This window comes from Paraburkholderia sp. MM6662-R1, assembly GCF_050436245.1.
In the GTDB taxonomy this organism is placed as follows: Bacteria; Pseudomonadota; Gammaproteobacteria; order Burkholderiales; family Burkholderiaceae; genus Paraburkholderia; species Paraburkholderia tuberum.
The window spans coordinates 137,223-163,569 of record NZ_JBNDLV010000004.1 but is presented as its reverse complement, the minus strand read 5'-3'; the positions used below and the strand labels follow the sequence as shown (position 1 = coordinate 163,569).

Sequence of the window (26,347 nt, the reverse complement as noted above, 5' to 3'; positions counted from 1 at the left end):
TGAAATGGGTTTGAAACTGCAAGGCTCGCACCCGCATAGCCTCGAGATCGCGCGTCTCGCTGCCGCCGTTCGTGCGAACGCTGACGATGCGCGTGTCTGGCGCTGGTACGCCGACCTCATGGAAGACGGACGCGTGAGTTGCACGCGTACGCGCAAGGGGTGGCTGATCACGGTAGACGGTCGCTGCACGGTGGAAGACGAGTCGTTTGATTGCGCCGTGCGTCGAGCGGAGCAGACATGGAGTGACATCGCGCAGTCGCAGGTCAAGCTGCTCCGCCGCAGCAAGACCGCTGTGAAGACAACCGCCTCGAATTTACCGCGGCTTCGGTGAAGTGCCGCTCAGAATGAGGATGACTGCGGGTCCCTTGCGGCCGCGTTGGAGCCTTGAGCGCCCGGCAGCGAGCCGAACATGTGCTGGCTGCATTTCGCCTCGCGCCATGCGGCACCCAACTTGTAACCGGAGAGCACCTTGCGTGCGAGGGGAAGTATCTGCTCGCCGGCCAGCATGCCGAGCAGGCCCGCCAGCGCAATGGTGGGCGGGGCCGGCGATTGCACGCCGATCGCACCGTAGACGACCCCGGCAAGGATGCCGGCCAACAAGGAAAGGATATACGGTTTCATAATGCGAGTCTCATTGACGACCTGTCCCGTTACAGGATCTACCCAGCGAATTCGTGGAAAGACTACCGGCTACTCTGGATTAAGAAAATACCAATTAAGAGCTTTTAAGATTAATTCTTTGGGCAATAAAATTTAATCCCTTTTTAGTTGTTGCTGCTCTGTCCTTGCGTGTCAAATAACCGGAGCTGGATGTCGAATTGCCCAGCGCCAATGCACATTGGACGCCTGCCGGTCATGCCGGCATGGCGGCTTCCTCCTCTCTCCGGTTCAAAGGACATACCCGTCATGAACAATTCGAAGCTCGAAGTTCTCGCTCCTCAGAACAGCCAACTGATCATCATCGATCACCAACCGCAAATGGCGTTCGGCGTTCAGTCGATCGACCGCCAGGTGCTGAAGAACAACGTCGTCGGTCTGGCCAAGGCGGCCAAGGTGTTCAACGTTCCGACCACGATCACCACGGTCGAGTCGCAAAGCTTCTCGGGTTACACGTATCCGGAACTGCTCGACGTGTTCCCCGAGCACAAGGTACTCGAACGCACGTCGATGAATTCGTGGGACGACCAGAAGGTACGCGACGCGCTCGCCGCGAATGGCCGCAAGAAGGTGGTCGTGGCGGGTCTGTGGACCGAGGTCTGCAACACGACGTTCGCGCTCTGCGCCATGCTCGAAGGCGACTACGAGATCTACATGGTGGCCGACGCATCAGGGGGCACGTCGAAAGACGCGCACGACTTCGCGATGCAGCGCATGGTCCAGGCGGGCGCCGTGCCCGTCACGTGGCAGCAGGTATTGCTCGAATGGCAGCGTGACTGGGCTCACCGCGCGACCTACGACGCCGTGATGGCGATCGCGAAGGAACATTCGGGCGCGTACGGCATGGGCGTCGACTACGCGTACACGATGGTCCATAAGGCAGCGCAGCGCACGGCTACGCCGCACGAGGTGCTGCCGGCTGTACCGGCCCGCTAATCGCCTCCGCGATCGCCGAAAGCGGGGCGATGCGCTGCGCGTGAAGTCGGCGGCAGCGCACGCGGTCTGCCGATCGCTGCGCTGCAGTGCATTCCCCGCGAGGTACGCGGGTTGAACCGCGAGGTCTCGCATCAGCATTCCAATCTCACGGAGAGACTGATCGTATGGAATCTTATCTGGTGTCCCTCGGTGCAGGGATGCTGATAGGCGTGATCTACAGCGTGATCAAGGTCCGCTCGCCCGCGCCTCCGCTCGTTGCCCTCATCGGCCTGCTTGGCATGTTGATCGGCGCACAGGCCGTTCCATCCCTGAGGCAATTGTTGGGCTTTTAATCGAACTGATAGAAACGAGGAAACGCAAATGAGCGCAACCGCTACCCATCCCGATCTCATTTTGCACAACGGACGGTTCACCACGCTGGATCGTTCGAACCCGATCGCCAGTGCCGTGGCGATTGCCGATGGCCGCTTCGTCGCGGTCGGCAGCGATACCGACGTCATGCCGCTCGCGGGCCGCGCGACCAAAGTTATCGATCTCGGTGGCCGGCCGGTGCTGCCAGGCCTCATCGACAATCACCTGCATTTGATCCGCGGCGGTCTGAACTACAACATGGAGCTGCGCTGGGACGGCGTGCGCTCGCTCGCCGTTGCCATGGAGATGCTCAAGCAGCAGGTTGCGATCACGCCCGCGCCGCAATGGGTGCGCGTGGTCGGCGGCTTCACCGAGCACCAATTCGAAGAGAAGCGGCTGCCGACGCTCGATGAGTTGAACGCCGTCGCGCCGGATACGCCGGTCTTCATCCTGCATCTGTACGACCGGGCGCTGCTCAATGCCGCCGCGTTGCGCGTGGTGGGCTACACGAAGGATACGCCGGAGCCGCCGGGCGGCACGATCATGCGCGACAGCGCGGGCAACCCCACCGGGCTGCTGCTGGCGAACCCCAATGCGTCGATCCTCTACGCGACACTCGCGAAAGGCCCGAAGCTGCCGCTGGAGTATCAATACAATTCGACGCGTCATTTCATGCGCGAACTCAACCGCCTTGGCGTGACCGGCGCGATCGATGCCGGCGGCGGCTCGCAGAACTACCCGGACGATTACGAAGTCATCCGCAAGCTCCATGATGCGGGCGAGATGACGGTGCGCATCGCGTACAACCTCTTCACGCAAAAGCCGAAGGCCGAAAAGGAAGACTTCGTGAACTGGACCGGCTCGGTCAAGTATCACGATGGTTCGGACTACTTCCGCCACAACGGTGCGGGTGAAATGCTGGTGTTTTCGGCGGCCGACTTCGAGGACTTCCGCGTGGCGCGCCCCGAACTGCCGCCCGGAATGGAGGGCGAACTCGAAGGCGTGGTGCGGGTACTCGCACAGAACCGCTGGCCGTGGCGCCTGCATGCGACCTATGACGAAACCATCAGCCGTGCGCTCGATGTGTTCGAGAAGGTCAACAAGGATATTCCGCTCGACGGAATCAACTGGTTCTTCGACCACGCGGAAACCGTTTCCGAGCGATCGATGGATCGCATTGCGGCGCTGGGTGGCGGCATCGCGGTTCAGCATCGCATGGCCTATCAGGGCGAGTATTTCGTCGAGCGCTATGGCGCGCAGGCGGCACAAGCCACGCCGCCCGTCGCGAGAATGCTCGAGAAGGGCATCAAGGTCTCGGCCGGCACCGATGCGACGCGCGTCGCGTCGTACAACCCGTGGGTGTCGCTCGCATGGCTCGTGAGCGGCAAGACAGTCGGCGGTCTGCGGATGTATCCGCAACGTAACCTGCTCGATCGCGATACCGCGCTGCGCATGTGGACGGAGTACGTCACCTGGTTCTCGAACGAAGAGGGCAAGAAAGGGCGCATGGTGCCCGGGCAGCTTGCCGACCTCATGGTTCCGGACCGCGACTTCTTCTCGTGCGCGGAGGACGACATTGCCGGCACCACCGCATTGCTCACGGTGGTCGGCGGAAAGATCGTCTGGGGCGCGGGCCCATTCTCGCAACACGATCAGCCAATCCCGCCTGCAATGCCGGACTGGTCGCCGGTGCGCCAATACGGCGGCTATGGCGGCTGGGGCGCTACGCAGCGCGAGGGCGCGCCGCTCGGACGCGCCGCTGCCGCGGCGATGTGCGCCTGCGCGAGCGCCTGCAATGTGCACGGCCATGCGCATGCGAGCGCGTGGGCCAGCGCATTGCCGACTTCGGATGCAAAGGGCTTCTGGGGCGCATTCGGCTGCTCTTGCTGGGCGATCTGACATGACGATATGGAACGGCAGCAGCAACCCCGCATGGGTTCGTGCGCTGCTATCGCCGCCGTGGGTTGGGCCGCTCGTGCGCCTTGCGCTCGTGTCCGCCTACCTCATCGGCGGTGTCACCAAAGCGCTGAACTTCGAGGGCGCAATTGCGGAGCAGGCGCATTTCGGCCTGCACCCGGCCGCCCTCTGGGCAGCGCTCGCGGTGGCGGTAGAGATCGTCGGCTCGCTGTGCGTGGTATTGCGCCGCTTCGCGTGGATCGGCGCAGGCGGCCTCGGCATGCTGACCGTCGTCGCGATGCTGGTTGCCAACGACTTCTGGAACCATGTCGGTGTCGAGCGCTTCATGGCGCTCAACAGTTTTTTCGAGCATCTGGGACTGATCGCGGGGCTCGTGCTCGCGATCCTGCTTGGCGATTCGCAGCGTCCGGCCGGCGAGAACCGCGCCTGACCGATTGATCAGTACGATGAAATATCAAGGAAATTCCGCTATGAAACCAATTCGCACTGCCTTAGTTGCCCTGATGATCGCGGGCGGTCTCGTCGCCGCGCCCGTTTCTTTCGCGAAGCCGCCCGTAGCGCCGGTCGAAGCGCCGTCGGTCGCAGTCGGTCCGCAGTACGACACGACGCACGTATACGTGGCGCCAGAGGACTTCGACCGCTTCACCGACAGCTTCGTGGCGACGTTCGGCGGCAGCAAGTCGAAGCAGGGTGTGTTCCAGGTCACGCCGACACCGAGTCAGACGATGTCGCAGCTCGTATTTACCCCGGCAGGCACGATCTCCGTGTTCGGCTTCAAGACGCCCATGCCGTATCCCTTCGGCGCGGAGCGCACGGGCTACCTCGTGACGGACATGGACGCGGCGGTGAAGTCGGCGCGTGCACTCGGTGCCGATGTGATCGTCGATACGTTCCCCGACCCGATCGGCCGCGATGCGATCATCACGTGGCCGGGTGGTACCAACATGCAGCTCTACTGGCACACCGAGGCCCCGCACTACGACAAGCTGCAGACCATTCCCGAGAATCGGGTCTACGTGTCGCCGCAAAGCGTGCACAAGCTGGTTCACGATTTCGTCAAATTCTCGCACGGCAAGGTGGTGTCCGATGACCTGAAGGCGCCGGGTGTCGAGATCGGCAGACCTGACGACACCTATCGCCGCATTCGAATCGAATCGCCGTTCGGCAAGATGACCGTGCTCGTGACGGACGGTCATCTGCCTTACCCGTTCGGGCGCGAAGTGACCGGCTACGAAGTATCGAATCTGGCCGAAACGCTTCAAAAGGCGAAGGCCGCTGGCGTCAATGTGCTGGTGCCGCCGTTCACCTCGGCCGGGCGTGATGCCGCGGTCGTGCAGTTCCCGGGCGGCTATATCGCCGAAATTCACGCAGGCGCGGCGCAATGAAGTCCGAGGACACGATCCTTGCCGCGATCGCCGGCTTTGTCGACACGCTGAGCTTCGTTGCACTGTTCGGTCTGTTCACCGCACACGTGACGGGCAACTTCGTGTTGATTGGCGCCGGCATCGCGGGCTCGGGGCAGGGCGTTCTGCTCAAGCTGATCGTGTTCCCCGCGTTTATCGGCGGGGTCGTTCTCAGCAGCCTGCTCGTGCGTTGGCTCTCGCAGGGGCATGCGCGTCAGGGCGCACGCCTGCTCTATGCGGTGCAGGCCGTGCTGATCGTCGGCTTTTGCCTCGCCGGCGTATGGGCGACGCCGGTCAGCCGGCCCGACAGCTTGCCTGTCATCGTGGCCGGCGTCGTGGGTGCGTTCGCGATGGGTGTGCAGAATGCGCATCCGCGCCTGATCCAGCGTCCTGGCGTGCCGAATACCGTAATGACGGGCAACGTCACGCAAGCCGTTCTGGACGTGATCGACATGCTGTCGCCGGGCACGGTCGACAGCGTGCGCGCCGCGGCGCGCTCGCGCTTCGGCTCGATGATGCCGGCCATTGTCGCGTTTGCGGTTAGCGCGGTGGCCGGGGCACTGGGGGTGGTCTACATGGGCTTCTGGGCGCTGCTTGCGCCGGCGTGCGCCCTCGTCGGGCTCGCGGTGACCACGGGAGAGCATGAGCGCGCGATCGTGCCGGGGCACTCATGAATCCAGGCGGCGCAGGGAATCATCCCGCTCAGGCCCGGCGCGTGAGCGGGACGGGCAAACACAAACACAAGCGGACACAGGCAAAGAAATCCATGGTATCGAGCACGGCGCGCGGGCGTCGATTCGAGAAGGCCGCGCGCTTGACGGCCATCGCCGGGCTGTTGCTGATGGGCGCCGATGCAGCGTTCGCGGATACGGCTGCGCAACCGGTTGCGGGTGCGAGCCTCGCGGCTGACTCGGCCGGCGCGACCACTGGCACGGTGGTGAATGACGCCACAACGACCGACGCGTGTAACGTCAAACGTCCTGCCGTGATGTTCAACCGCTGGCAGGAGGACTGGTCGGTGCTTGCGAACCCCTGCGTTCCGCGCAAGCCACTCGACAGCCTCAAGTACATTCCGCTCGGCGGCGACCCCGCCTCATATCTGTCGCTTGGCGCGAACCTGCGTGAGCGTATCGAAACCAATGACGCCCCGCTGTTCGGTATCGGCTCTGCGCAGTCGGATACTTATCTGATTCAGCGCATCGAAGTGCATGCCGATGCACATCTCGCCGAGCACTGGCAGTTTTTCGCGCAACTCGTGGATGCGCGGGCGTTTGGCAAGAACGTGGTCACGCCGGTGGACAAGAATCCGCTCGATCTCGAGCAGGCATTCGTGGCCTACACCGGAGCGGTCGGCGGCGGTACGTTCAAGTTTCGCGTTGGCCGCCAGGAAATGGGATTCGACTTGCAGCGTTTCATTGCCGTACGCGATGGCCCGAACGTACGACAGGCGTTCGATGCCATCTGGGCAGACTACGAATACCAGAAGTGGCGCTTTATCGCCTATGCGACGCAGCCCGTGCAGTACCGTAACGCGACGGTGTTCGACGACGTGTCGAACCGCAATCTCACTTTCAGCGGCGTGCGTTTCGAGCGCCAATCCGTCGGGCCGGGTGATATGTCCGGCTACTGGTCGCGCTACAACAACACCAACGCGCGATACCTCGACGCTCAAGGTTCTGAGCACCGCGACGTCTGGGACCTGCATTATTTCGGCACGCGCGGCCGCGTCGATTGGGATGCCGAGGCGATGCTGCAGACGGGAACGGTCGGCAATAGTACGGTTCTCGCGTGGGCGGTCGGCTCGCTCGCGGGTTACAAGCTCGACCTGCCGTGGACGCCGCGCGTCGCGCTGCAGATCGACGCTGCCTCTGGCGACCGGCACCCGCATGATGGGCGGCTCGAGACCTTCAATCCGCTATTTCCGAACGGCTATTACTTCACGCTCGCAGGCTATACGGGCTACGCGAACCTGATCCACATCAAACCATCCATCACGCTCAAGCCTTCGGCCAATCTCACGCTGCTTGGCGCGCTGGGCTTCCAGTGGCGCGAGACGACCGGCGACGCCGTGTACCAGCAGCCGAATCAGCCAGTGCCGGGCACGGCGGGCAAGGGCAGCCGGTGGACCGGCATGTACGTGCAGTTGCGCGCGGACTGGACGATTGCGGCAAATCTGGTAGGTTCGGTCGAAGCCGTGCACTTCCAGGTGGGAAACTCGATTCGTGAGGCGGGCGGCCGCAATGCCGACTACGCCGGCGTCGAACTCAAGTACGGGTGGTAGGACTCATCGGCGATCAGGCTCGTGGCGATCCCGGCGGCGCGAGCAGCGTTGCCGGGGATCGCGCCATTTGTCAACCTCGTTCAGGCTCTGACTACGGCTGGCCCGATTGACGAAGGGGCTCGTTGTTCAGGTGCTCAAGGCTAACAGCTTGCCGAGAAAGTTAACATCGCCTTCGAGAGATTTTTGAGCTGCCCGCTTTAGGCGGGTTGCGCGCTCACGGTGGCGAGCCCCTGTTAGCCCGCCTCGCAGCCGGGCCCCGCGCGCGTGCTAATCTTGCTCCCTTCGCGGACGTCCCGCGTCAGAGCAGACACCATGACGGAAGCCTTCGATCCGGACGGCATCGAGCAAGCGGTCTTCGTGGTCGGCGAGCGCCATGCGACGCTGGACGAGCCGTGGCGCGCGTATCGGCGCGCGCGTCTGATTCATGTCAGCGAAGGCGTGCTGACCGTGCGCACGGCATCCGGCCGTTGGGTCGTGCCGCCCGCCCGCGCGCTGTGGATCGCCGCGAATACGCTGCACTGCCTGCACGCGACGCGGCCGGTGCAGTCGTATTCGCTCTACGTCGCAACCGATGCCGCAATAGACGCCACCGCCGACTCCGCCGACGCGCCGCTGCCCGCGCAGACCGGCGCGCTGATCCCCGACACCCTGGTGCAGGCGCTGCTCGCCGCCGCGGCCGATCTGCCGCACGATCACACGCCCGATGAACCCGCCCGCCGTCTGCTGCAGGTGCTGCTGGATCGCGTCGCCGGCTTGCCCGCCGCGCCGCTTGGCTTGAACTGGCCAGGCGATCCGCGCGCGCGGCGCATCGCCGAGGCGCTCAGCGCGAATCCCGCGCAATCGCTGGTGCTGGAGGAACTCGCCGCGGCTGCGGGCGTGACCGCGCGCACGGCCGCGCGATTGTTCGCGAAGGAAACGGGGCAGACCTTCGGTCAATGGCGCCAGCAGTTGCGTCTGCTGGCCGCGCTCGAACATCTGGGTGCCGGTGAGAGCGTCACGCAGGTGGCGCTCGAAGTCGGCTATAACGACGTGTCGTCGTTTATCGCGGTGTTTCGCGATGCGTTCGGCGACACGCCGGCGCGCTATTTCCGCTGACGCCGCTTCGTGGCCACCGCGCGAGCGTCGCCGTCGCGCGAAAACGAATCTGCCTCAATGAGCGCCGGCCGCATCCGGTCCACCTCCGCCCTTGGCCGGCCGCGTGATCCAGATCAGCGGAATGATCAGCACGAAGATGATCGCCGACACATAGAAGACGTCGTTCAGGCCCATCATCGCGGCCTGCGTGTTCACGGTGAAATCGAACAGCGCATTCGCCGATTGTGGATTCAGATGCAGCACCGACTGCGTGTTGTCGATCTGCTGCGTGAACAGCGGGTTGTCGACCGACGCCTGCTCGGTGAGCCGCACATGATGCAGTATCGTGCGGTTGTTCCACGCGGTACCCGCGATCGACGTGCCCACCGCGCCGCAGAACACCCGCACGAAATTCGACAGCCCCGCCGCCGCCGGAATCCGGCTCTGCGGCTGGCCGGACAGGATGATCGCCGTTAGCGGCACGAAGAACAGCGCCATCGGAATGCCTTGCAGCAGCGTCGGCAGCACGAGGTGCCACGTATCGATCTCGATCACGTACTTCGAGCGCATATAGAACACGATCGCGAAGCCGACGAACGCGACCGTCGAGATCACGCGCGCGTCCGAGTGCGGCAGCACGCGGCCGAGTATCGGCGCAAGAATGATCGCGAAGATGCCGAGCGGTGCGGTGACGAGGCCGGCGTCGATCGAACGGTAGTTCAGGTACTCCTGCATCCATTGCGGCAGCAGCACGAGATTGCCGAAAAATACCCCGTAGGCGATCGAAATCGCGATCGTGCCGCCGAGAAAATTGCGCTGCTGAAAGAGCCGCAGATCGACGATCGGGTGCTCCTCGGTCAGCTCCCATACGAGGAAAAACGCAAAGCTGATCAGCGCGACGAGGCCGAGAATCGCGATCACCGGCGACGAGAACCAGTCGAGATCCTTGCCCTTGTCGAGCATGATCTGCAGCGACGCGACCCACGTGATCAGCAGGCCGAGACCGACCACGTCGATCGGCGGCTTGCGCGTCGGCGATTCGCGGGTGCGGTAGATCATCCACGTGACGCCGGCCGCGAACAGGCCGACCGGGATGTTGATGTAGAAGATCCACGACCAGCTGTAACTGTCGGTGATCCAGCCGCCTAGCGCCGGGCCCGCGATCGGGCCGACGGTGGCGGTCATCGCCCACAGCGCGAGCGCGGTCGACGACTTCTCCTTCGGATACGAGCCGAGCAGGATCGCCTGCGACAACGGAATCAGCGGCCCGGCCACCGCGCCCTGGAATACCCGCGCCAGCAGCAGGATCGGCAGCGTCGGCGCGATGCCGCACAGCCATGACGCGAGCGTGAAGGACAGGATCGCGCCGACGAACAGCTTCACCTGGCCGATGCGCTGCGTGAGCCAGCCGGTCAGCGGAATCGCCACGGCGTTGGAGGCCGCGAACACGGTGATCACCCACGTGCCTTCGTCGACCGAGACGCCGAGGTTGCCGGAAATGGTCGGAATCGCGACGTTCGCGATCGACGTGTCGAGCACGTTCATGAACGTGGCGAGCGCGACGGCGATCGTCGCGAGAACCAGCCGGCCGCCTTCGAGAGGCGCGGGCGGCGACGGTGGCGCGGGTGGCTGAGGCGGCGGCGACGCGGAATCAGGCGCGGCGTTGGGCTGGCTCAAAAGGCGTTCTCCGGAGGTTTTGCGGCGGACGGCGCGAACGGCGTGAGGACGGACGGCGAGGGCGCGCGATTCGCAATGCATGGTCGGCGCAGGATGCCGTGGACCGTGCACCGCGGCGGCGGGTCCGTCGATGCGCAAAAGCATACCCGCAATCGCCGGGCGGCGCCGGCCACGGCAGCAGCCGATGCGGCGCCCGACGGCGCGAACGCGGCACGCGGCGTATGCTCGCGGCTGAGGTTGCGTCAGCAAAGGCCGAAACGTACACCCAATCCCACGGAAAAAAGGACCCCACCATGAGCTGGCAACAATTCGAACACGGCTGGCGGCGCGCGCCGCAAAACACGCCCGCGACGAGCCTCGTCGTGCTGATGCACGGCGTCGGCAGCAACGCGCGCGATCTGATGCCGCTCGCCGACATCTGGAGCGAGGAGCTGCCCGGCACGGCGTTCGTGTCGCTCGACGGCACCGATCCGTTCGACGGCGGCTTCGGCGGCCGCCAGTGGTTCAGCCTGCGCGACGTCGGCGCGGCGAACCGCGAGGCGCGCGTCGCCGCCGCCTATCCGGCGCTGCGCCGCGTGCTCGACGCCGAGCTCGCGCATTGGCAGCTGTCTTTCGATCGGCTTGCGCTGGTCGGCTTCTCGCAAGGTTCGATCATGGCGCTGCATCACGTCGCGTCGAGCGTTGAGGGCGCGGCCGGCGTCGTCGCGTATTCGGGGCGGCTCGCCTCGCCGATCGTGTCGTCGAACCGCGCGACGCCGCTCACGCTCGTCCACGGCGAGAACGACGAGGTGATCCCGGTGCGCGAACTCGAATCCGCGGCCGACGCTTTCAACTCCGCCGGCTATGCGGTCGACGCCTACGTGCTGCCCGGCGTCGGCCACACGATCACCGCCGACGCCGTCGCGCTCGGCCGTGACGCGCTGGAACGCGCACTGGGCGAGCTGTCGCGCGATTGACACAAACCCACTAGAAAGTGGCCCTAAAGATTCTGATGGGCTTGCCGTCATATGGGCAATAGCTTGAAAATCACCCCCGCCGTGCGGGAAGCGCAACGCCCAGCGGGGCGTGTCGCGCGGCTTCGGGGTACCGGGGGCGCATTTCCAGACCGCCTTGGACGGCGCATAACGACACATCAGAGCCTGCATATGGCCAGACCGACGCCGCATTACCCGCTCTTTGAGCGACTGTTCCGCCACGCCGTGGCGGTGGATCTCGGCACGGCCAACACCCTTATCTATACCGACGACGGCGGCATCGTGCTGAACCAGCCGTCCGTCGTGTGCTTCGAGACGCAGCCCGCGAGCGGGTCGAAGCGGATCGCCGCGATCGGCGCCGAGGCGCGCCAGCTGCTCGGCCGCGTGCCGCGCAATCTGGAAGCGGTGCGGCCGATGCGCCACGGCGTCATCGCCAATTTCTCCGCCGCCGAACACATGATCAAGCAATTCGTCGACATGGCGCGGCCGCGTTCGCTCTTCAGCCGGCGCGCGGCATTCACGCTGTGCGTGCCGGCCTCCGCGACCCACGTCGAGCGCCGCGCGATCCGCGAAGCGGCCGAGGCGGCTGGCGCGTGGAAGGTCAGCCTGATCGGCGAATCGCTCGCGTCGGCGCTCGGCGCGGGCCTGCCGGTGGGCGACCCGACCGGCTCGATGGTGGTCGACATCGGCGGCGGCACCACCGAGGTCGGCGTGATCGCGCTGGGCGGCACCGCGTATAGTGGCTCGGTGCGCGTCGGCGGTGACAATTTCGACGCGGCGATCATCGGCTACGTGCGCAATCTGTATGGCGTGCTGCTCGGCGAGCAGACCGCCGAGCACGTCAAGAGAGCCATCGGCTCGGCCGTGCACGACGTGCCGCTCGAGCAGATGAACGCAACCGGCCGCAGCGTCGACGATGGGCTACCGCGCACGGTGCAGTTGAGCAACCGCGATATTTCGGAGGCGATCGAAGGGCCGCTGAGTCAGGTGATCGGCGCGGTGAAGCGCGGGCTCGAATTGGCTCCCGCCGAGCTCGTGACGGACATCGCGCACAAGGGCATCGTGCTGACCGGTGGCGGCGCGCTGCTGCGCAATCTGGGGCGGCGTTTGAGCCGGGAAATCGGCCTCGACGTGCACGTCGCCGACGAACCGCTGACCTGCGCGGTGCGCGGCGCGGGCGCGGCGGCCGCGGCGGGGTGGGTGGACGAAGCCGGGGACGCGTGAGCGGTGGATAAGGGCTTCACTACAGCTCGGCAAAAACCCGGCATTCGGTGGCAAGGTAACCGGCCTTTGGCAAGGCGGGCTGCAAATGGACGCTGCGCTTTACCGGCCCTGTGACGGGCAAGCGACGCGATGCGGGCCCGGCGTGTCTCCCGAGGTCTCTATTGCGGACGCACGTGAAGACGCTTGCGATGGGCCGTTCGATCGACGCTGGCAAACACTCCGTTGCAGGGATGGTTGCCCGATGCGCGCCGCGAAACGGTACGCGGTGCGTCGCATGGCATGAACCTCGCGCATCCGTCCGCGTTCAATCGTTACGTGGATGATTTCATTCAGGCGATGAGCGCGCGCTGAGCAAGTGAAGCGAAGATCAAGGGCGATCGGCCGGCGCGCGCCGCCGATCGCCCGTTACTGCATCAGGCCTTGCGATGCGCGTCCTTGTCGAGCGCGCGTTCGGCCGCCTCGCCGACGAGCCCGTGATAGTACAGATGCACGCCGATCGCGAGCGAGTCGTTGCGGATTTCGTGGAATACCTTCCACGCCTTTACCGGGTCCTTGAACAACAGATAGTGCGCTTCCTGCGCGATCAGATTGGCGACTTCATGCAGGCCGTGTCCATGCAGCACGTCGACGAGCGTGTCGAGACTGCGATGCGTGCGCGCGTCGGTGCGCGGATAGAGCATGTGCAGCACTGCGACGTTCTGCGTCTTCAGCGCCGCCGACAACGCGACGACGATATCCTGATGATTCAGCGCGGTGACCGTGTGGTCTTCGGTATGGACATGATCCGGAAACAGCGTTTCGAGAGAGACATTCATTTGTATTCGTCCTGCTTTTCTGTGTGATCAAAAAAACCCGCTTCGAATCGCGGGCCGCAAGCATCAATGCACGGATCGAGTATCGCAGATGGATCCACGCCGACGCAGTGTGCTGGCAGCAAAACATTGTTGCGGCTGGTGTTCCGACTTTCGTGCAACTTTCAACGGCATCGCGATGCACCCGCCGCGTGCCGACAACGAATGTTGCGCCCAAGGAGATGGACTGTTGCGATCAATCGACGCAATCAACGACACGCCGACCCGTAGAATGCGCAGCGGAGCCTGAGCATGCCCGTCTTCGGGAGCGCCGATGTCGCGCCTCGCCGTACGACTGCGATGCATGCCGGCGCGAGTGCGGTATCAAGCAAAAGGAAGACGTACATGAATTCGAAGTCACACGCAACGCTGAGCTTTTCCGACAGCGACCAGACCATCGATCTGCCGATCTATCAGGGCTCGTTGGGCCCCGACGTCATCGACATCCGCAAGCTGTACGGCCAGACCGGCAAATTCACGTACGATCCTGGCTTCATGTCGACGGCGGCGTGCAACTCCGAGATCACATATATCGACGGCGACAAGGGCGAACTGCTCTACCGCGGCTACCCGATCGACAACCTCGCGCAGAACGCCGACTTCCTCGAAACCTGCCACCTGCTGCTGAAGGGCGAACTGCCGAACGCCCAGCAGAAAGCCGAGTTCGAGAACACCGTCACGCAGCACACGATGGTGCACGAGCAGATGCACTTCTTTTTCCGCGGCTTCCGTCGCGACGCGCACCCGATGGCGATTCTGGTTGCGGCGGTCGGCGCGCTGTCCGCGTTCTATCACGACTCGCTCGACATCACGAACCAGCAGCATCGCGACGTATCGGCGATCCGCATGATCGCGAAGCTGCCCACGCTGGTCGCGATGGCGTACAAGTACAGCGTCGGTCAACCGTTCGTGTATCCGAAGAACGACCTGTCGTACAGCGCGAACTTCATGCGCATGATGTTCTCGAATCCGGCCGAGGAGTACGAGGTCAACGACGTGCTGGTGCGCGCGCTCGACCGCATTCTGATCCTGCACGCTGACCACGAGCAGAACGCGTCGACGTCGACCGTGCGGCTCGCCGGTTCGTCGGGGGCGAATCCGTTCGCGTGTATCGCGGCCGGTATCGCGTGTCTGTGGGGCCCGGCGCACGGCGGCGCGAACGAAGCCGCGCTGAACATGCTGGAAGAGATCGGCTCGGTCGACAACATTCCCGACTTCATCGCGAAGGTGAAGGACAAGAACTCGGGCGTGAAGCTGATGGGCTTCGGCCACCGCGTGTACAAGAACTACGACCCGCGCGCGAAGCTGATGCGCGAAACCTGCCACGAAGTGCTCGAAGAGCTGGGCCTGCACGACGACCCGCTGTTCAAACTCGCGATGGCGCTGGAAAAGATCGCGCTCGAAGACGAATATTTTGTGTCGCGCAAGCTGTACCCGAACGTCGACTTCTACTCGGGCATCGTGCAGCGCGCGCTGGGCATTCCGACGTCGATGTTCACCTGTATCTTCGCGATGGCACGCACGGTCGGCTGGATCGCGCAGTGGAACGAAATGATCGCCGATCCCGAGCAGAAGATTGGCCGTCCGCGTCAGTTGTTCATCGGCGAGACGCTGCGCGAGGCGAAGCCGGTCGCGAAGCGGTAACAGGCCGGATAGACGCCCGACAACGCGTTCAACGATGGTCGCCAACCCACGGCTCACGAGGCCGTGGGTTTTTTTACGTTCCGCGCATCCTGCCGCCTGCACGTCCCGTGCCACCGAAAACGCCGTCAAAAAACGGCCCAAAAAACCGAAACTCCGAGGCGATAAGCTCGTCTCACGCGGAAAGAGCCTCTACAATCGGATGGGCCGGCCCACCGGTTGGCCGGCCCACCGGGGGTCCGGGTGACGGGGCAACCGGGCAACCGGGCAATCCGGCGGCCGATCCGAGGCGAGACCCGAAGTGCAACCAAACGCAGCAGCGAATCCATAGGAGCGACCTTGATACAGCAGCCAGAAGCCCTCGGCGGGCTGACCCACTCGGGCGGCGTCGATCATCGCGAGCCCGAGCAGGACGGCGTTTTCATCCCGACGGAAAACCTTAACGTCGCGAGCGTTACGCAGCACGTGCTCAAGTCGGGCGACACCTTCGTCGTCAACGATCCGCTCGGCGATATCACCGGCCACGACGATGGCCTGTTCGTCAACGATACGCGCGTGATGTCGCAATTGCGGCTGACCTTCGGCGGCCGCGCGCCGTCGCTGCTGTCGGGCAGCGTCAGCAGCGACAACACCAGTTTCACCGCGCATCTGACCAACCGCCCGCTGCCGCCGCTCGGCGGCGACAGCACGCCCGAAGGCGTGATCCACGTCGAGCGTGTGCGCGTGCTGTCCGGCACCGTGCTCAACGAGGCGATCGAGCTCACGAACTACGGCACGCACGATGCGACCGTGCCGCTGTCGATTTCGTTTTCCAGCGATTTCCGCGACATGTTCGAAGTGCGCGGCCTGAAGCGCGACAAACAGGGTCGCGTGCAGCCCGCGCGCATCGAGAATCAGGAGGTGCTGCTCGGCTACATCGGTCTCGACGACGTGGCGCGCAACGTGCGGATCGCGTTCTCGCCGCAGCCGGACAAGCTGTTCGCCGACCGCGCCGACTACACCGTCAAGCTGCCCGCGCAGGCATGCGTGTCGATCTATCTGTCGATAGCGGTGCATGTCGTTCCGATGACCGGCAAGCCCGGCGCCGACGTGTCGCAGCCGATGCATGCGTTGAGCGAAGCGCATCTCTCGCAGATCGATGCGGAGCGCCCGCGCGTCGGCCGCACGGCGGTACGCGCGGCAATGGTGGATGCGCACCTGGTGATGCGCGAGCGACGCAACGCGAGCGCGCGCGTGCGGTCGAGCAATCCGCTGTTCAACGCGTGGATCGACCGCTCGTTCGCCGACCTCGGCCTGCTGACGACGGATCTCGCGACCGGCCCGTACCCGTACGCGGGCATCCCATGGTTTTCGACCCCGTTCGGCCGCGACGCGGTGATCACGTCGCTGCAGACACTGTGGCTGCAACCGCATCTCGCAGCCGGCGTGCTGCGCTTTCTCGCCGAGCATCAGGCGCGCGAGAACTCGCCGTTTCGCGACGCCGCGCCGGGCAAGATCATGCACGAGATGCGCAAGGGCGAAATGGCCGCGGCCGGCGAAGTGCCGTTTGCGCTGTACTACGGCGGTGTCGACACCACGCCGCTGTTCATCGTGCTGGCCGGCGCCTACGCGGCCCGCACCGGCGACGTCGGCTTGATCGACGAACTATGGCCGGCGCTCGAACGCGCGGCGCAGTGGGTCGCGGGCGTGTGCGACAAAAACCGGCACGGGCTGCTCGATTACCAGCGCGAATCGGATGGCGGCCTCGCGAACCAGGGCTGGAAAGACAGTCACGATTCGGTGTTCCATGCGGACGGGCGCTTCCCTGACGGCCCGATCGCGCTCGTCGAAGTGCAGGCCTATGCGAGCGCCGCGTTCGACACGATGGCTCACTACGCGAAGCTGCGCGGCCTGCGCGACGCGGCCGCGCAATACGCGGAGCGCGCGAAGAAGATCCGCCGCTGCGTCGAAGAAAAGTACTGGATGGACGAGGTCGGCTTTTACGGCATCGCGCTCGACGGTCATGGCGAGTTGTGTCGCGTGATGGCATCGAACGCGGGGCATCTGCTGGCGTTCGGCCTGCCCACGCGCGAGCGCGGCGAGGCGGTGGTGCGGGCGCTCGACTCGACGCTGTTCCACACCGGCTGGGGCGTGCGCACGCTGGCCGCGAGCCAGGCGCGCTTCAATCCGATGGCGTATCACAACGGCTCGGTCTGGCCGCACGACAACGCGCTGTGCGCGCGCGGGCTGTCACGCTATGGCGGCAAGGCGTCGGCCGTGAAGCTGCTGCAGGCGCTGTTCCAGGCCGCGGTCAATTTCGACATGCGCTTGCCCGAGCTGTTTTGCGGCTTCCCGCGACGCCGCGGCGAGCCGCCCACGGCCTATCCGGTCGCGTGTTTGCCGCAGGCATGGGCGGCGGGCTCGCCGTTCATGATGCTCGAGGCGTGTCTGGGCATCACGATCGACGCCGAGCGCCGCGAAGTGCTGATCGAACAGCCGATGCTGCCCGAAGGTATCGACTGGCTCGAGGTCAGCGATCTGCGGGTCGGGGATGCGTCGGTGTCGATCACGTTCCGCCGGATCGGCGAGAAGGTGGTGGCGTCGGCGGAGCAGGGCGATGTGAGGGTGGTGGCGCTGCTTTGACGCCGACCGCGGTAGCGGGCATCGATGTTGGCGGCGACCGGAAGGGAAACCATCTGGTCGTCCTGCGCGGCACCGAGATCGTGAGCCATCTCGGCAACGCGACCCCCGAACAGATGCTCGAACGGTGTCGCGCACTCGAGGTGGCGGCGGTCGGCATCGATGCGCCGTGTCGTTGGCGAACAGGCGCCGCGGGACGACTAGCCGAGAAGGCGCTCGCGCGGCAGCGAATCTTTTCGTTTGCGACACCGGCTCGCGAAACGGCGATCGCCAGCAAAAGCGGCTTCTACGGATGGATGTTCAACGGCGAGCGCGTCTACGACGCATTCGTCGCGCACTTTCCGCTTTTCAGCGGCGGCGAAAAAATCAATGGCCGCGTGTGCTTCGAGACATTCCCCCACGCGATCACGTGCGCTTTCCTCGGGACGGACGTCGCATCCGCGAAGCAAAAGGGTCCGCAGCGCCGGGCAATCCTCGAACGGGAAGGTATCGCAACAGCGTCGCTGACTTCGATCGACGACGTCGACGCGGCGCTATGCGCGTTGGCGGCACGTTATCTGCTCGAAGGCAGAGTCGAAACATACGGTGACGAGCCAGGCGGATTCATCGTGGTGCCTGGACTTTGACACTCACATTCTGGGAGGACGGGTGCACCTGGCACGACGATTCGGAGTATTGCTGCTATCCATGGCGGCGTTGGGTTCGACCGCGGCATCGGCGAACGACATTCAGTGTGCAACCTCGCAGCAACCCGCTGAGCGCGTCATTTGCGATCACGCGATCCTGAACAACGAGTACGACGACATCTTCGCGCAGCAACAGGCTCTTCTGAGCAGCGGGAAACTCTCGTCCGCGCAACTGGCGAAGTGGCGGCAGGCGCGAAACGCCTGTATCGATGTGCACTGCGTGGATGGCGTGTTCGCGCAGTGGAAGGCGATGGCCCGGTCCGTCGACGTCGCTCCTCAGGCGGCCGCGCCTGAGCCGGCCGCGCCTGTCGTGACGGCCTCTGAAGCGGCGATGGCACCTGTCGGTCCCAATCCCGAAGCGCCTCCAGTCGTATCCGCGTCTGATGCATCTCAGGTGTCCCAGGCCTCGCCGACATCGGAGGCTTCTCTGGTGCGTCAAGGGAGTGCCGCCGGTGTGGCGCTTCCGCAGCCCGTCGCGGCGGAGGCTTCCGCGCCCGTGGCTGCCTCGGCGGCGCCCAGCCAGAGCGAATCTCGTGGCATGACCGGCATGAGCGACATCAGTGGCGGCCTGATCGTGGTTCTGCTCGTCGCGCTCGGAGCCGGTGTGTTCTTCGCGCTTCGGAACCGAAGCAGAGCGACCGCAAAGAAGACGCAAGGTAAGAACGGGCGATGAGGTGATGCCAACGCGCTGGCCTCGCGCACGAAGCCGCGCTTTGACCTACCGGTCGGGCCGCTCGATTCGCCAATCAAACAACGCGGAATGCCTGTCACGGCGTTCCGCGCTAAAAGCGACTGCAAGGAACCGATTATCGGACGAGGAAACCGTAAGTCAGCGGGTCACGCTCGTCCACGATCCAGGTTGCGAAACCGCAAACGTATGCGTTGCCCTGGACCTCGGGGACGACGGCCTTGAAGTCGCCGACGGTCGTCTCACTGAGTACACGCGCCTTGAAGACCGTGCCGATGATGGACTCATTGACGAGCGTCTCGTTGCTCGCCAGTTCGCCGCGCAGATAGAGTTGCGCGACGCGTCCGCCCGTCCCTGAGCCGGTGGGCGAACGGTCCACTTCACGGTCGGCGAACACGCAACAGTTGGCTTGCGTCGAGCCCTCGTGCCGTGGTGCGCTGGCAATGATGGTCCCGTAGATGTGGTTGATTTCCGGGATATCGGGATGCTCAACCGGGTACGCGTCGTTTGCAGCTTTTTTGACCTCGGCGCCAAACTTGATCAGTTCCTCGACAGAAGACTCCCGGACTGCGAGACCGTGCGGCGCTCCGTCCGTATAGAAGTAGAAGGCACCCCCGAAGGCGATGTCACCCTTTACCGTGCCAAACGACGGCGTCTCGACCGCGACATCCCGTTTCCAGATGAACGACGGAACGTTGACGAAGCGTACGTTGCCGGCGTGTTCACCATCCCATTGCACGAACGCCTCGATGAAGCCACATGGAGCGTCGATGCCGATTCGCGTCTCGGGAATCCGGCGCTGAACCCAGCCCAACTCGACCGCCGCGGTAGACAGCGCGATAACGCCGTGTCCGCAGTGGTCGCTATAACCCTCGTTGTGGACGAAGATGATTCCGAAGTCTGCCGTGGGACTAACGGGTTCGGTCAGGTATCCGCCGTACATGTCGGCATGACCACGCGGTTCGAACATCAGCGCGGTACGAATTTGGTCGGCGTTCTCCTTCAGCCACGCTCGACGCTTGACGATGGTGTCACCGGGAAGACGAGGAAGCCCGCTCGTCACGATACGGAACGCTTCGCCGCCGGTATGGACCTCGACTGTCGAAATAGTGCGAGTGATTTTCATGTGTGCGTTGGGGGTTATTCGATTGAACGTCACTGCCCGTAGGGTGGCGCATATAGTCTCCAGGTATTGGACCCGTGTTTGACCAGATTAGCTGCGCTTCGGCATGGGTTCAACCTTTGAGCACGCCATCCGACAGGAGGAGTCGTGAAACTGACCGATTTCGATACACTGACTTTTGACTGCTATGGCACCTTGATCGACTGGGAGAGTGGCATCCTTGAAGGCCTGAGGCCTCTGCTGGAGCGAGCCAGGACGCCGCTCACGCGTGACGAGGTTCTCGAAGCGCACGCTCGCCACGAGTCGTCGCAGCAGAACTTTACCCCTGCGAAGCGCTATCAGGAACTGCTTCCCATCGTATATAAGCGCATGGCTGAAGAGTGGGGCCTGCCCTATACACACGAAGAATGCGTGGCGTACGGCCAGTCGATCAGAAACTGGCCGGCATTCGCCGATTCCGCGCTCGCGCTGCAATATCTGAAGAAGCACTACAAGCTGGTCATCCTGTCGAACATCGACAACGAAAGTTTCACCTTCAGCAACGCCAGGCTGCAGGTTGAGTTCGACGCCGTCATCACAGCGGAGGACGTCGGGTCCTACAAGCCGTCGCCGCGCAACTTCGAGTACATGCTTCAGAAGCTCGATCAGCGCGGCATCAAGAAGGAAAAAATCCTTCACACGGCAGAAAGCCTCTTCCATGACCACAAGCCCGCAAACGAGTTCGGCCTGGCGTCGTGCTGGATTTACCGCCGTCATTCGCAGCCGGGCTTTGGCGCGACGATGAACCCGGGCTCGCAGCCTGACATCGACTTCCGCTTCGACAGCATGGCGGACTTCGTCGACGCGCATCGGGAAGCGCTGGTGAACTGAGCATCTTCGCGCCGTTGAAACGCGCCTGCCCGGTGGTAACATTTGTTGTCATCTCTCACTCCGGCGCCGACCACCTCCCCATGCCAGACAGCTTCGATCAGCTCGTCGCCCTGATCCGGGCGCGCTTTCCCGAACTGAGCCCGCAGTTCCAGATGGGAGCGGGCTTCCTGCTCGATCATCCCGACGAGGTCGCGGTGTCGTCGATGCGCAAGGTGGCCGAGCGCGCGCAGGTGCAGCCCGCGTCGCTGGTGCGGCTGTCGCAGCAACTGGGGTTTCCCGGCTGGAACGAATTGCGCGATCTGTTCGTCGCGCGCGTGCGCACGCGGCCCGAGCCGTTGACGAGCCGGGCGCGCTCGATGGTCAAATCGAAAGATGCGCTCGCGAACGATCTTCTCGTCGCGCAGCAGCACAATCTCGAAACGACCGCCGCGCATAGCGGCCGCGTGATCGTCGAGGCCGCGCGCGTGTTGCGGCGTGCGTCGCACGTGCACGTGGCGGGCTTCCGCTCGTGTTACGCGGTGGCGTTTGGTCTCGTCTATGGCTACCGGCTGTTTCGTCCGTCGGTGTCGCTGCTCAACGGCGAGGCCGGCACGCTCGAAATGCAACTGCGCACGATCGAGCGCGACAGCGCGACCATCGTCATCAGCTTCGCGCCGTATTCGGTCGAAGCCGCGCGCGTCGCCGAGGCCGCGCTCGAAAAAGGCAGCAAACTGATCGCCCTCACCGACAGCGCCGTGTCGCCGATCGCGTTGAACGCCGACAAGGTACTGATCTTCTCGCACGAAAGCCCATCGTTCTTTCCGTCGCTGGTGGCCGCCACCGCGATCGCCGAAGCGCTGGTCGCGCATTTGCTCGCGCTCGAAGGCGCGGATGCGCTCGAGCAGCTTGCGCTCGCCGAACAATCGTTGCATGCGAAGGGCGCGTACGTGCCTTGAGCGATTGCGTGAGGCACGCCGCGCTCCATTCGATGCCGTTCAAGGTATTTGACAACAAATGTTGTATTGGCGTATAAATACGTACCGATTGTTGAATATGGTGCGACCCGTGGCGTCGATGCAGGAATTCAGTGTTTTTTCAGGTCAGCGGCGAGCCGTACGACATCGGCTACCGGCTTGGCGAAATCGCCTCGCCGCGGCCGGCCCGCTGCAACCGGCGGCCCTGCTCGACGTACTGCACGATCGCGCGCCGGCGGGCTTGCCGATCTATCGCGACGATCCTTACGATCCCGACGACGAAAACACTCTCGCCACCGCGCTGTTCGAAATCGGCAACGCTGGTGTGTCGATGAAAGCGTATCGCCAGAAGCAATGCGCGTTCGACACTTTCGTCGCGTGCGCGACGCCCGAACCGGCCCGCGTTTCAGCGCCCGCCGCCCTTACCAGGAACTGAACATCATGTCCACCGTTTTTCATCGCTCTCCGAAGCAATCCTTGCCGGTGGCCGTCGCGGGCGACGGCATCGAAATCATCGACTCCACGGGCAAGCGTTATATCGACGCGTCGGGCGGCGCAGCCGTGTCGTGCCTCGGTCACAGCAACCAGCGCGTGATCGACGCGATCAAGCGGCAAGCCCAACGGTTGCCGTACGCGCACACGTCGTTCTTCACGACGGAGCCGGCTGAGCAACTGGCCGACCGGCTCGTCGCGAGCGCGCCGGCCGGACTCGAGCACGTGTACTTCGTGTCGGGTGGCTCGGAGGCGATCGAGGCGGCGCTCAAGCTCGCGCGTCAGTATTTCGTCGAGAAGGGCGAGACGCAGCGGCGCCATTTCATCGCGCGTCGGCAGAGCTATCACGGCAACACCCTCGGCGCACTTGCGATCGGCGGCAATGCATGGCGCCGCGAGCCGTTCCTGCCGATCCTGATCGAAGCGCATCACGTGAGCGCGTGCTACGCATATCGCGAGCAGCGCGCGGACGAAACCGAAGAAGCGTTCGCTCAGCGTCTCGCCGATGAACTCGAGCAGAAGATTCTCGCGCTCGGCGCGGACACGGTCGCGGCGTTCGTCGCGGAAACGGTGGTCGGCGCCACGGCGGGCGCAGTGCCGCCGGTGCGCGAATACTTCCGCAAGATCCGCGCGGTGTGCGACCGCTACGGCGTGCTGCTGATTCTCGACGAGATCATGTCGGGCATGGGCCGCACCGGCTATCTGTACGCCTGCGACGAAGACGGGGTGGCGCCCGATATGCTGACCATCGCCAAGGGCCTTGGCGCGGGTTATCAGGCGATCGGCGCGACGCTGGTCAGCGACCGCATCTATCAGACCATCGTCGGCGGCTCCGGCTTCTTCCAGCATGGCCATACCTATATCGGCCATGCGACCGCGTGCGCGGCCGCGCTCGAAGTGCAGCGGGTGATCGCGGAAGACGATCTGCTGGCGAACGTGCAGGCGCGCGGCGAGCAGTTGCGCGGCCGGCTGCGCGAGCACTATGCGCAACATGCGCATATCGGCGACGTGCGCGGGCGCGGCTTGTTCGTCGGCGTCGAACTCGTCAAGGATCGCGTTACCAAAGAGCCGTTCGACGCCAAACTGAAACTGCACGCGACGATCAAACGCGAAGCGTTCGCGCGCGGCCTGATGGTGTATCCGATGGGCGGGACCGTCGACGGCAAGAGCGGCGACCACGTGCTGCTCGCGCCGCCGTTCATCTGCACGGAGCGCGACATCGACGAGATCGTCAGCCGCCTCAGCGATGCGATCGGCGCGTCGCTCGCCGCCCGCTGAGATTCGACCCACCGCCTTTTGCGAGAACGATGATGACCGAGCGCTTGCCTCACTTCGACATGTCCACTGCCACGCCCGAACAGAAGGCGGTGCTCGACGAAATCCTGTCCGGCCCGCGCGGCAACCTGAATGGGCCGTTCCTCGGCTGGATTCACAGCCCCGATCTCGCGCAGCACGCGCAACGCCTCGGCGCGTTTTGCCGCTACCAGACCGGGCTGCCGCTGCGGCTGTCGGAACTCGCGATTCTGGTGACCGCTTCGCGCTGGCAGGCCCAGGCGGAGTGGTACATCCACTATCCGATCGCGCTGCAGGCGGGCGTCGGCGAAGCGGACGCCGAGGCGATCCGCCAGGGGCGCCGCCCCGAGTTCGCCGATGCCGACGACGCGCTGATCTACGACTTCGCGAGCGAACTGTACGAGACGAAGCGCGTGACGGCCGCGACGTATGCGCAGGCGGTCGGGCGTTTCGGGCATCAGGTCGTGATCAACCTGGTCGGCCTGCTCGGCTACTACGCGCTGGTCGCGATGACGCTGAACGTGTTCGACATGCGCGCAGTGGGGCAGCAAAGCCTGCCGTTTCCCGAATAGCGCTTTTGCCAACTAGCGGCTGCGCAGCAGCGCCGCGCGCGCCAACGAAAAGCCCCGGTTGCCGAACTTCGCAACCGGGGCTTTTTACTGCGCGCTGCATTAACGACTTGCGCGCTCAGTTATCACGATCAGTTACCACGCTCAGTTACCGCGATACGTCGAAAAGAGACGTTGCTGCACCGTCGCCGGCGCGCCCGCGTCCGACGAACTGGCCTTCGCGCCGCCGACGTCTTGCGAACCTTGCGCCGAAGCGGTGACGATCGTCGAGTCCTGGGGCACGGTCTTCGGATAGGTGACGTCGTTCTGGTTCAGGAGGCCTGCTTTTTGCGCGGCTACGAGTTCGGCGCGCACCTGAGCGCGCGTGACCAAACCGTTTGTCTGCTGGGCGAACGACAGTGCCGGAACGATAAGAGCGGATGCGACGACGACTGCGGAAAGAAGCGATTTCATGACGACCTCCAATTGATTGTGTGGTGGATCGGTGTGAACCGCTTTCCCGATCCGTTGAACGCAGTCTATTTCTTACGAGGTCAGTAAAAAAGCGACTTTCTGGCGAAATATTATTGCCAGTTTTGAGATAGTGAAAAAGGCGCTTTTCCGCGCCGGGACGCGGAAGCGCCTATGATGAAATCCGGTCCACGCCCGCGCCTGCAAGCCGCGCGGCACCTGCGACCGATGCCCAGGCGCGGACACATCCGGGCGGACCGCCGCGGCGGGCATCATCTTTGGTCGAGCAGCGTGCGCGGCAAGGCACAAACAGGAGAGAGCAATGAAGCGCAAGGCATCGGCAGTCTGGCAAGGCGGCCTGCAGGACGGCAAGGGCTCGATTTCTAGCGACAGCGGCGTCCTGAAGGACACCCAGTACTCGTTCGCGACGCGCTTCGCGGACGGCATCGGCACGAATCCGGAAGAGCTGATCGCGGCTGCGCATGCGGGATGTTTCTCGATGGCGTTGTCGGCGGAGTTGGGCAAGGCCAACATCACGCCGGAGCGCATCGGCACCACGGCCACCGTCACGCTCGACAAGGACGGCGGCGGCTTCGCGATCACCGCGGTGCATCTCGACGTGACCGTGAAGATTCCGGGCGGAGACAAGGCCGCGTTCGACAAAGCCACCGCGGACGCGAAGGCCGGGTGCCCAGTGTCGAAGGTGCTGAATGCGACGATTACGATGGATGCGAAGCTCGAGACCTGAGCCCCGCTGTCACTGTGAGCGCGCAACGAAGCCGGCGACGGGCCATGTCCGCCGCCGGTTTTTTGATGCCGGTTGTCGTATGAACGGATGACCCCGACGCGAGTAGGCCTACGGAATGCCATCCTTGATTTATTGAACATCCAGTCATAATATCAACGGACCGACGCAACCAGGCAACAAGGTCATCGCAATTGAGTCATTCAAAGCAAGCCGCGAAAAAAGCCGGCGAAACGTGTCAGCGCGGCCGTCCGCGCGAGTTCGACACGGCCACTGTGCTGGCGAACGCGAGCCAGGTGTTCTGGGATCACGGCTACCACGCGACGTCGATCGACGATCTGTGCAAGGCCACCGGTCTGCTGCGCGGCAGCCTGTACGGCGTATTCGGCGACAAGCACGGCATCATGCTCGCCGCGCTGGATCATTACTCGGAAGGCGCGGTCGCGCGGCTTGCGCAGCGACTGAGCGCGACGGCCGAGCCGGAGCAGGCGCTGCGCGACGCGCTGCTCCACTACGCGAGGGTGTCCTGCGCATTGAGCGGCCGGCGCAGCTGTTTCATTACGAATACGACGCTCGAAATGCAGCCCGATGACGAAGTGCTGCGCGCGCGCGTCGCCACGATTCAGCGCCGCATGGCGACTTTGCTCGCGGCGGCGGTGATCCGCGGTCAGGCGAGCGGCGCATTCGATTCGACGCTCGACGAAAAAGCCGTCGGCGATTTCCTGCTATGCGTGATGCAGGGCTTGCGGGTCATGGGGCGGGTCGCGCATCAGCAAGATGCGCTGATCGGTATCGTCGATGTGGCGATGCGCGCGCTGGTGTAACGCCTCGTCCGCGAGCAGTGGCGCAAAAATTTTTTAACAATTTTTGAAC

General features: G+C 64.2%; 26 protein-coding genes and 1 pseudogene. 22 read left to right on the top strand and 5 right to left on the bottom strand.

The window, feature by feature from the left end; genetic code table 11:
* Positions 1-339: 339 nt before the first annotated feature.
* Complete coding sequence (locus tag OKW39_RS30515) at positions 340-621, bottom strand: XapX domain-containing protein (RefSeq protein WP_429564360.1); 282 nt, start codon at positions 619-621, stop codon at positions 340-342.
* A gap of 285 nt (positions 622-906) precedes the next feature.
* Here OKW39_RS30515 and OKW39_RS30510 point away from each other — a divergent pair, with 285 nt between their 5' ends.
* The 8 genes from OKW39_RS30510 (at position 907) to OKW39_RS30475 (ending at position 8,640) form a co-directional block, all read left to right on the top strand.
* Positions 907-1,593, top strand: coding sequence for a hydrolase (locus OKW39_RS30510; RefSeq protein ID WP_429564359.1), 687 nt, complete (start codon positions 907-909; stop codon positions 1,591-1,593).
* Positions 1,594-1,757: 164 nt separating this feature from the next.
* The gene (locus tag OKW39_RS30505) at positions 1,758-1,925 is read left to right on the top strand and encodes a DUF1427 family protein (protein ID WP_184062561.1); all 168 of its coding nucleotides are present in this window, start codon (positions 1,758-1,760) and stop codon (positions 1,923-1,925) included.
* A gap of 28 nt (positions 1,926-1,953) precedes the next feature.
* A complete protein-coding gene (locus tag OKW39_RS30500) occupies positions 1,954-3,843 on the top strand; it encodes an amidohydrolase (protein ID WP_429564358.1) in 1,890 nt (629 codons plus the stop codon).
* 1 nt (position 3,844) lies between these two features.
* A complete protein-coding gene (locus OKW39_RS30495; RefSeq protein WP_429564357.1) occupies positions 3,845-4,291 on the top strand; it encodes a DoxX family protein in 447 nt (148 codons plus the stop codon).
* Between the two features lie 40 nt (positions 4,292-4,331).
* On the top strand, positions 4,332-5,246 hold the full coding sequence (locus tag OKW39_RS30490) for a glyoxalase (protein ID WP_429564356.1): 915 nt from the start codon (positions 4,332-4,334) through the stop codon (positions 5,244-5,246).
* Positions 5,243-5,938, top strand: a complete 696-nt coding sequence (locus tag OKW39_RS30485) for a YoaK family protein (RefSeq protein WP_429564355.1) — start codon at positions 5,243-5,245, stop codon at positions 5,936-5,938. The genes OKW39_RS30490 and OKW39_RS30485 overlap by 4 nt, the downstream gene beginning before the upstream one ends.
* Before the next feature lie 92 nt (positions 5,939-6,030).
* Positions 6,031-7,545, top strand: coding sequence for an alginate export family protein (locus OKW39_RS30480; RefSeq protein ID WP_429564354.1), 1,515 nt, complete (start codon positions 6,031-6,033; stop codon positions 7,543-7,545).
* 312 nt (positions 7,546-7,857) lie between these two features.
* Positions 7,858-8,640: an AraC family transcriptional regulator gene (locus OKW39_RS30475; protein ID WP_429564353.1), complete on the top strand. Its 783-nt coding sequence runs from the start codon at positions 7,858-7,860 to the stop codon at positions 8,638-8,640.
* Between the two features lie 54 nt (positions 8,641-8,694).
* Here the strand turns inward: OKW39_RS30475 and OKW39_RS30470 are convergent, their stop codons facing one another.
* On the bottom strand, positions 8,695-10,296 hold the full coding sequence (locus OKW39_RS30470) for a DHA2 family efflux MFS transporter permease subunit (RefSeq protein ID WP_429333776.1): 1,602 nt from the start codon (positions 10,294-10,296) through the stop codon (positions 8,695-8,697).
* A 293-nt stretch (positions 10,297-10,589) separates the two neighbouring features.
* Here OKW39_RS30470 and OKW39_RS30465 point away from each other — a divergent pair, with 293 nt between their 5' ends.
* The 3 genes and pseudogenes from OKW39_RS30465 to OKW39_RS30455 form a co-directional block, all read left to right on the top strand.
* Positions 10,590-11,252: an alpha/beta hydrolase gene (locus OKW39_RS30465; protein WP_429564352.1), complete on the top strand. Its 663-nt coding sequence runs from the start codon at positions 10,590-10,592 to the stop codon at positions 11,250-11,252.
* Positions 11,253-11,441: 189 nt separating this feature from the next.
* Complete coding sequence (locus OKW39_RS30460) at positions 11,442-12,494, top strand: rod shape-determining protein (RefSeq protein ID WP_184031269.1); 1,053 nt, start codon at positions 11,442-11,444, stop codon at positions 12,492-12,494.
* Positions 12,495-12,716: 222 nt separating this feature from the next.
* Positions 12,717-12,845, top strand: a pseudogene (locus OKW39_RS30455) (alpha/beta fold hydrolase); the annotation flags it as partial.
* Between the two features lie 62 nt (positions 12,846-12,907).
* On the opposite strand, the gene OKW39_RS30450 reads toward OKW39_RS30455, so the two are convergent.
* On the bottom strand, positions 12,908-13,309 hold the full coding sequence (locus OKW39_RS30450) for a hypothetical protein (protein WP_429564351.1): 402 nt from the start codon (positions 13,307-13,309) through the stop codon (positions 12,908-12,910).
* Between the two features lie 381 nt (positions 13,310-13,690).
* On the opposite strand from OKW39_RS30450, the gene gltA reads away from it, so the two are divergent.
* From gltA to OKW39_RS30430, 4 genes are all read left to right on the top strand, one after another.
* Positions 13,691-14,989 carry a citrate synthase gene (gene gltA, locus OKW39_RS30445; RefSeq protein ID WP_090809684.1) on the top strand — a complete coding sequence of 433 codons (1,299 nt, stop codon included), beginning with the start codon at positions 13,691-13,693 and terminating at the stop codon, positions 14,987-14,989.
* A 339-nt stretch (positions 14,990-15,328) separates the two neighbouring features.
* Complete coding sequence (locus tag OKW39_RS30440) at positions 15,329-17,608, top strand: amylo-alpha-1,6-glucosidase (protein ID WP_090810509.1); 2,280 nt, start codon at positions 15,329-15,331, stop codon at positions 17,606-17,608.
* Entirely contained in the window at positions 17,605-18,231 is a 627-nt protein-coding gene (locus tag OKW39_RS30435) for a DUF429 domain-containing protein (RefSeq protein ID WP_429564350.1), read from the top strand. Before OKW39_RS30440 ends, OKW39_RS30435 begins: the two co-directional genes overlap by 4 nt.
* A gap of 61 nt (positions 18,232-18,292) precedes the next feature.
* Complete coding sequence (locus OKW39_RS30430) at positions 18,293-18,964, top strand: hypothetical protein (RefSeq protein ID WP_429565462.1); 672 nt, start codon at positions 18,293-18,295, stop codon at positions 18,962-18,964.
* A gap of 133 nt (positions 18,965-19,097) precedes the next feature.
* On the opposite strand, the gene lhpH is transcribed toward OKW39_RS30430, so the two are convergent.
* Positions 19,098-20,105, bottom strand: coding sequence for a trans-3-hydroxy-L-proline dehydratase (gene lhpH, locus OKW39_RS30425; protein WP_429564349.1), 1,008 nt, complete (start codon positions 20,103-20,105; stop codon positions 19,098-19,100).
* Between the two features lie 144 nt (positions 20,106-20,249).
* Between lhpH and OKW39_RS30420 the strand changes: the two genes are divergently transcribed.
* The 5 genes from OKW39_RS30420 to OKW39_RS30400 all read left to right on the top strand — a co-directional run bounded on the left by OKW39_RS30420 (position 20,250) and on the right by OKW39_RS30400 (position 24,282).
* Positions 20,250-20,972 (top strand): haloacid dehalogenase type II, encoded by a 723-nt coding sequence (locus OKW39_RS30420; protein WP_090809692.1) that lies wholly within the window; start codon positions 20,250-20,252, stop codon positions 20,970-20,972.
* A gap of 80 nt (positions 20,973-21,052) precedes the next feature.
* A complete protein-coding gene (locus tag OKW39_RS30415; RefSeq protein WP_090809694.1) occupies positions 21,053-21,907 on the top strand; it encodes a MurR/RpiR family transcriptional regulator in 855 nt (284 codons plus the stop codon).
* Between the two features lie 97 nt (positions 21,908-22,004).
* The gene (locus OKW39_RS30410) at positions 22,005-22,361 is read left to right on the top strand and encodes a hypothetical protein (protein WP_425199378.1); all 357 of its coding nucleotides are present in this window, start codon (positions 22,005-22,007) and stop codon (positions 22,359-22,361) included.
* Positions 22,362-22,366: 5 nt separating this feature from the next.
* Positions 22,367-23,695, top strand: a complete 1,329-nt coding sequence (locus tag OKW39_RS30405; RefSeq protein WP_429564348.1) for an aspartate aminotransferase family protein — start codon at positions 22,367-22,369, stop codon at positions 23,693-23,695.
* Positions 23,696-23,727: 32 nt separating this feature from the next.
* Positions 23,728-24,282 (top strand): carboxymuconolactone decarboxylase family protein, encoded by a 555-nt coding sequence (locus OKW39_RS30400; protein WP_184059908.1) that lies wholly within the window; start codon positions 23,728-23,730, stop codon positions 24,280-24,282.
* A 141-nt stretch (positions 24,283-24,423) separates the two neighbouring features.
* Here the strand turns inward: OKW39_RS30400 and OKW39_RS30395 are convergent, their stop codons facing one another.
* Entirely contained in the window at positions 24,424-24,732 is a 309-nt protein-coding gene (locus tag OKW39_RS30395) for a DUF4148 domain-containing protein (RefSeq protein ID WP_429564347.1), read from the bottom strand.
* A 319-nt stretch (positions 24,733-25,051) separates the two neighbouring features.
* On the opposite strand from OKW39_RS30395, the gene OKW39_RS30390 reads away from it, so the two are divergent.
* Together OKW39_RS30390 and OKW39_RS30385 are read left to right on the top strand one after the other, a co-directional pair.
* Entirely contained in the window at positions 25,052-25,477 is a 426-nt protein-coding gene (locus OKW39_RS30390; RefSeq protein WP_429333785.1) for an OsmC family protein, read from the top strand.
* Positions 25,478-25,668: 191 nt separating this feature from the next.
* Positions 25,669-26,298: a TetR/AcrR family transcriptional regulator gene (locus OKW39_RS30385; protein ID WP_187610801.1), complete on the top strand. Its 630-nt coding sequence runs from the start codon at positions 25,669-25,671 to the stop codon at positions 26,296-26,298.
* Positions 26,299-26,347: the final 49 nt, after the last annotated feature.

Excerpts from the sequence above, each read along its gene's own strand:
- OKW39_RS30395 (WP_429564347.1), bottom strand. The coding sequence starts at position 24,732 with ATGAAATCGCTTCTTTCCGCAGTCGTCGTCGCATCCGCTCTTATCGTT.
- OKW39_RS30410 (WP_425199378.1), top strand. The coding sequence starts at position 22,005 with ATGGTGCGACCCGTGGCGTCGATGCAGGAATTCAGTGTTTTTTCAGGT.
- OKW39_RS30405 (WP_429564348.1), top strand. The coding sequence starts at position 22,367 with ATGTCCACCGTTTTTCATCGCTCTCCGAAGCAATCCTTGCCGGTGGCC.
- OKW39_RS30475 (WP_429564353.1), top strand. The coding sequence starts at position 7,858 with ATGACGGAAGCCTTCGATCCGGACGGCATCGAGCAAGCGGTCTTCGTG.
- OKW39_RS30515 (WP_429564360.1), bottom strand. The coding sequence starts at position 621 with ATGAAACCGTATATCCTTTCCTTGTTGGCCGGCATCCTTGCCGGGGTC.
- gltA (WP_090809684.1), top strand. The coding sequence starts at position 13,691 with ATGAATTCGAAGTCACACGCAACGCTGAGCTTTTCCGACAGCGACCAG.
- OKW39_RS30450 (WP_429564351.1), bottom strand. The coding sequence starts at position 13,309 with ATGAATGTCTCTCTCGAAACGCTGTTTCCGGATCATGTCCATACCGAA.
- OKW39_RS30485 (WP_429564355.1), top strand. The coding sequence starts at position 5,243 with ATGAAGTCCGAGGACACGATCCTTGCCGCGATCGCCGGCTTTGTCGAC.
- OKW39_RS30500 (WP_429564358.1), top strand. The coding sequence starts at position 1,954 with ATGAGCGCAACCGCTACCCATCCCGATCTCATTTTGCACAACGGACGG.
- OKW39_RS30430 (WP_429565462.1), top strand. The coding sequence starts at position 18,293 with ATGGCGGCGTTGGGTTCGACCGCGGCATCGGCGAACGACATTCAGTGT.
- OKW39_RS30510 (WP_429564359.1), top strand. The coding sequence starts at position 907 with ATGAACAATTCGAAGCTCGAAGTTCTCGCTCCTCAGAACAGCCAACTG.
- OKW39_RS30465 (WP_429564352.1), top strand. The coding sequence starts at position 10,590 with ATGAGCTGGCAACAATTCGAACACGGCTGGCGGCGCGCGCCGCAAAAC.
- OKW39_RS30505 (WP_184062561.1), top strand. The coding sequence starts at position 1,758 with ATGGAATCTTATCTGGTGTCCCTCGGTGCAGGGATGCTGATAGGCGTG.
- OKW39_RS30460 (WP_184031269.1), top strand. The coding sequence starts at position 11,442 with ATGGCCAGACCGACGCCGCATTACCCGCTCTTTGAGCGACTGTTCCGC.
- OKW39_RS30490 (WP_429564356.1), top strand. The coding sequence starts at position 4,332 with ATGAAACCAATTCGCACTGCCTTAGTTGCCCTGATGATCGCGGGCGGT.
- OKW39_RS30480 (WP_429564354.1), top strand. The coding sequence starts at position 6,031 with ATGGTATCGAGCACGGCGCGCGGGCGTCGATTCGAGAAGGCCGCGCGC.
- lhpH (WP_429564349.1), bottom strand. The coding sequence starts at position 20,105 with ATGAAAATCACTCGCACTATTTCGACAGTCGAGGTCCATACCGGCGGC.
- OKW39_RS30415 (WP_090809694.1), top strand. The coding sequence starts at position 21,053 with ATGCCAGACAGCTTCGATCAGCTCGTCGCCCTGATCCGGGCGCGCTTT.
- OKW39_RS30495 (WP_429564357.1), top strand. The coding sequence starts at position 3,845 with ATGACGATATGGAACGGCAGCAGCAACCCCGCATGGGTTCGTGCGCTG.
- OKW39_RS30390 (WP_429333785.1), top strand. The coding sequence starts at position 25,052 with ATGAAGCGCAAGGCATCGGCAGTCTGGCAAGGCGGCCTGCAGGACGGC.
- OKW39_RS30400 (WP_184059908.1), top strand. The coding sequence starts at position 23,728 with ATGACCGAGCGCTTGCCTCACTTCGACATGTCCACTGCCACGCCCGAA.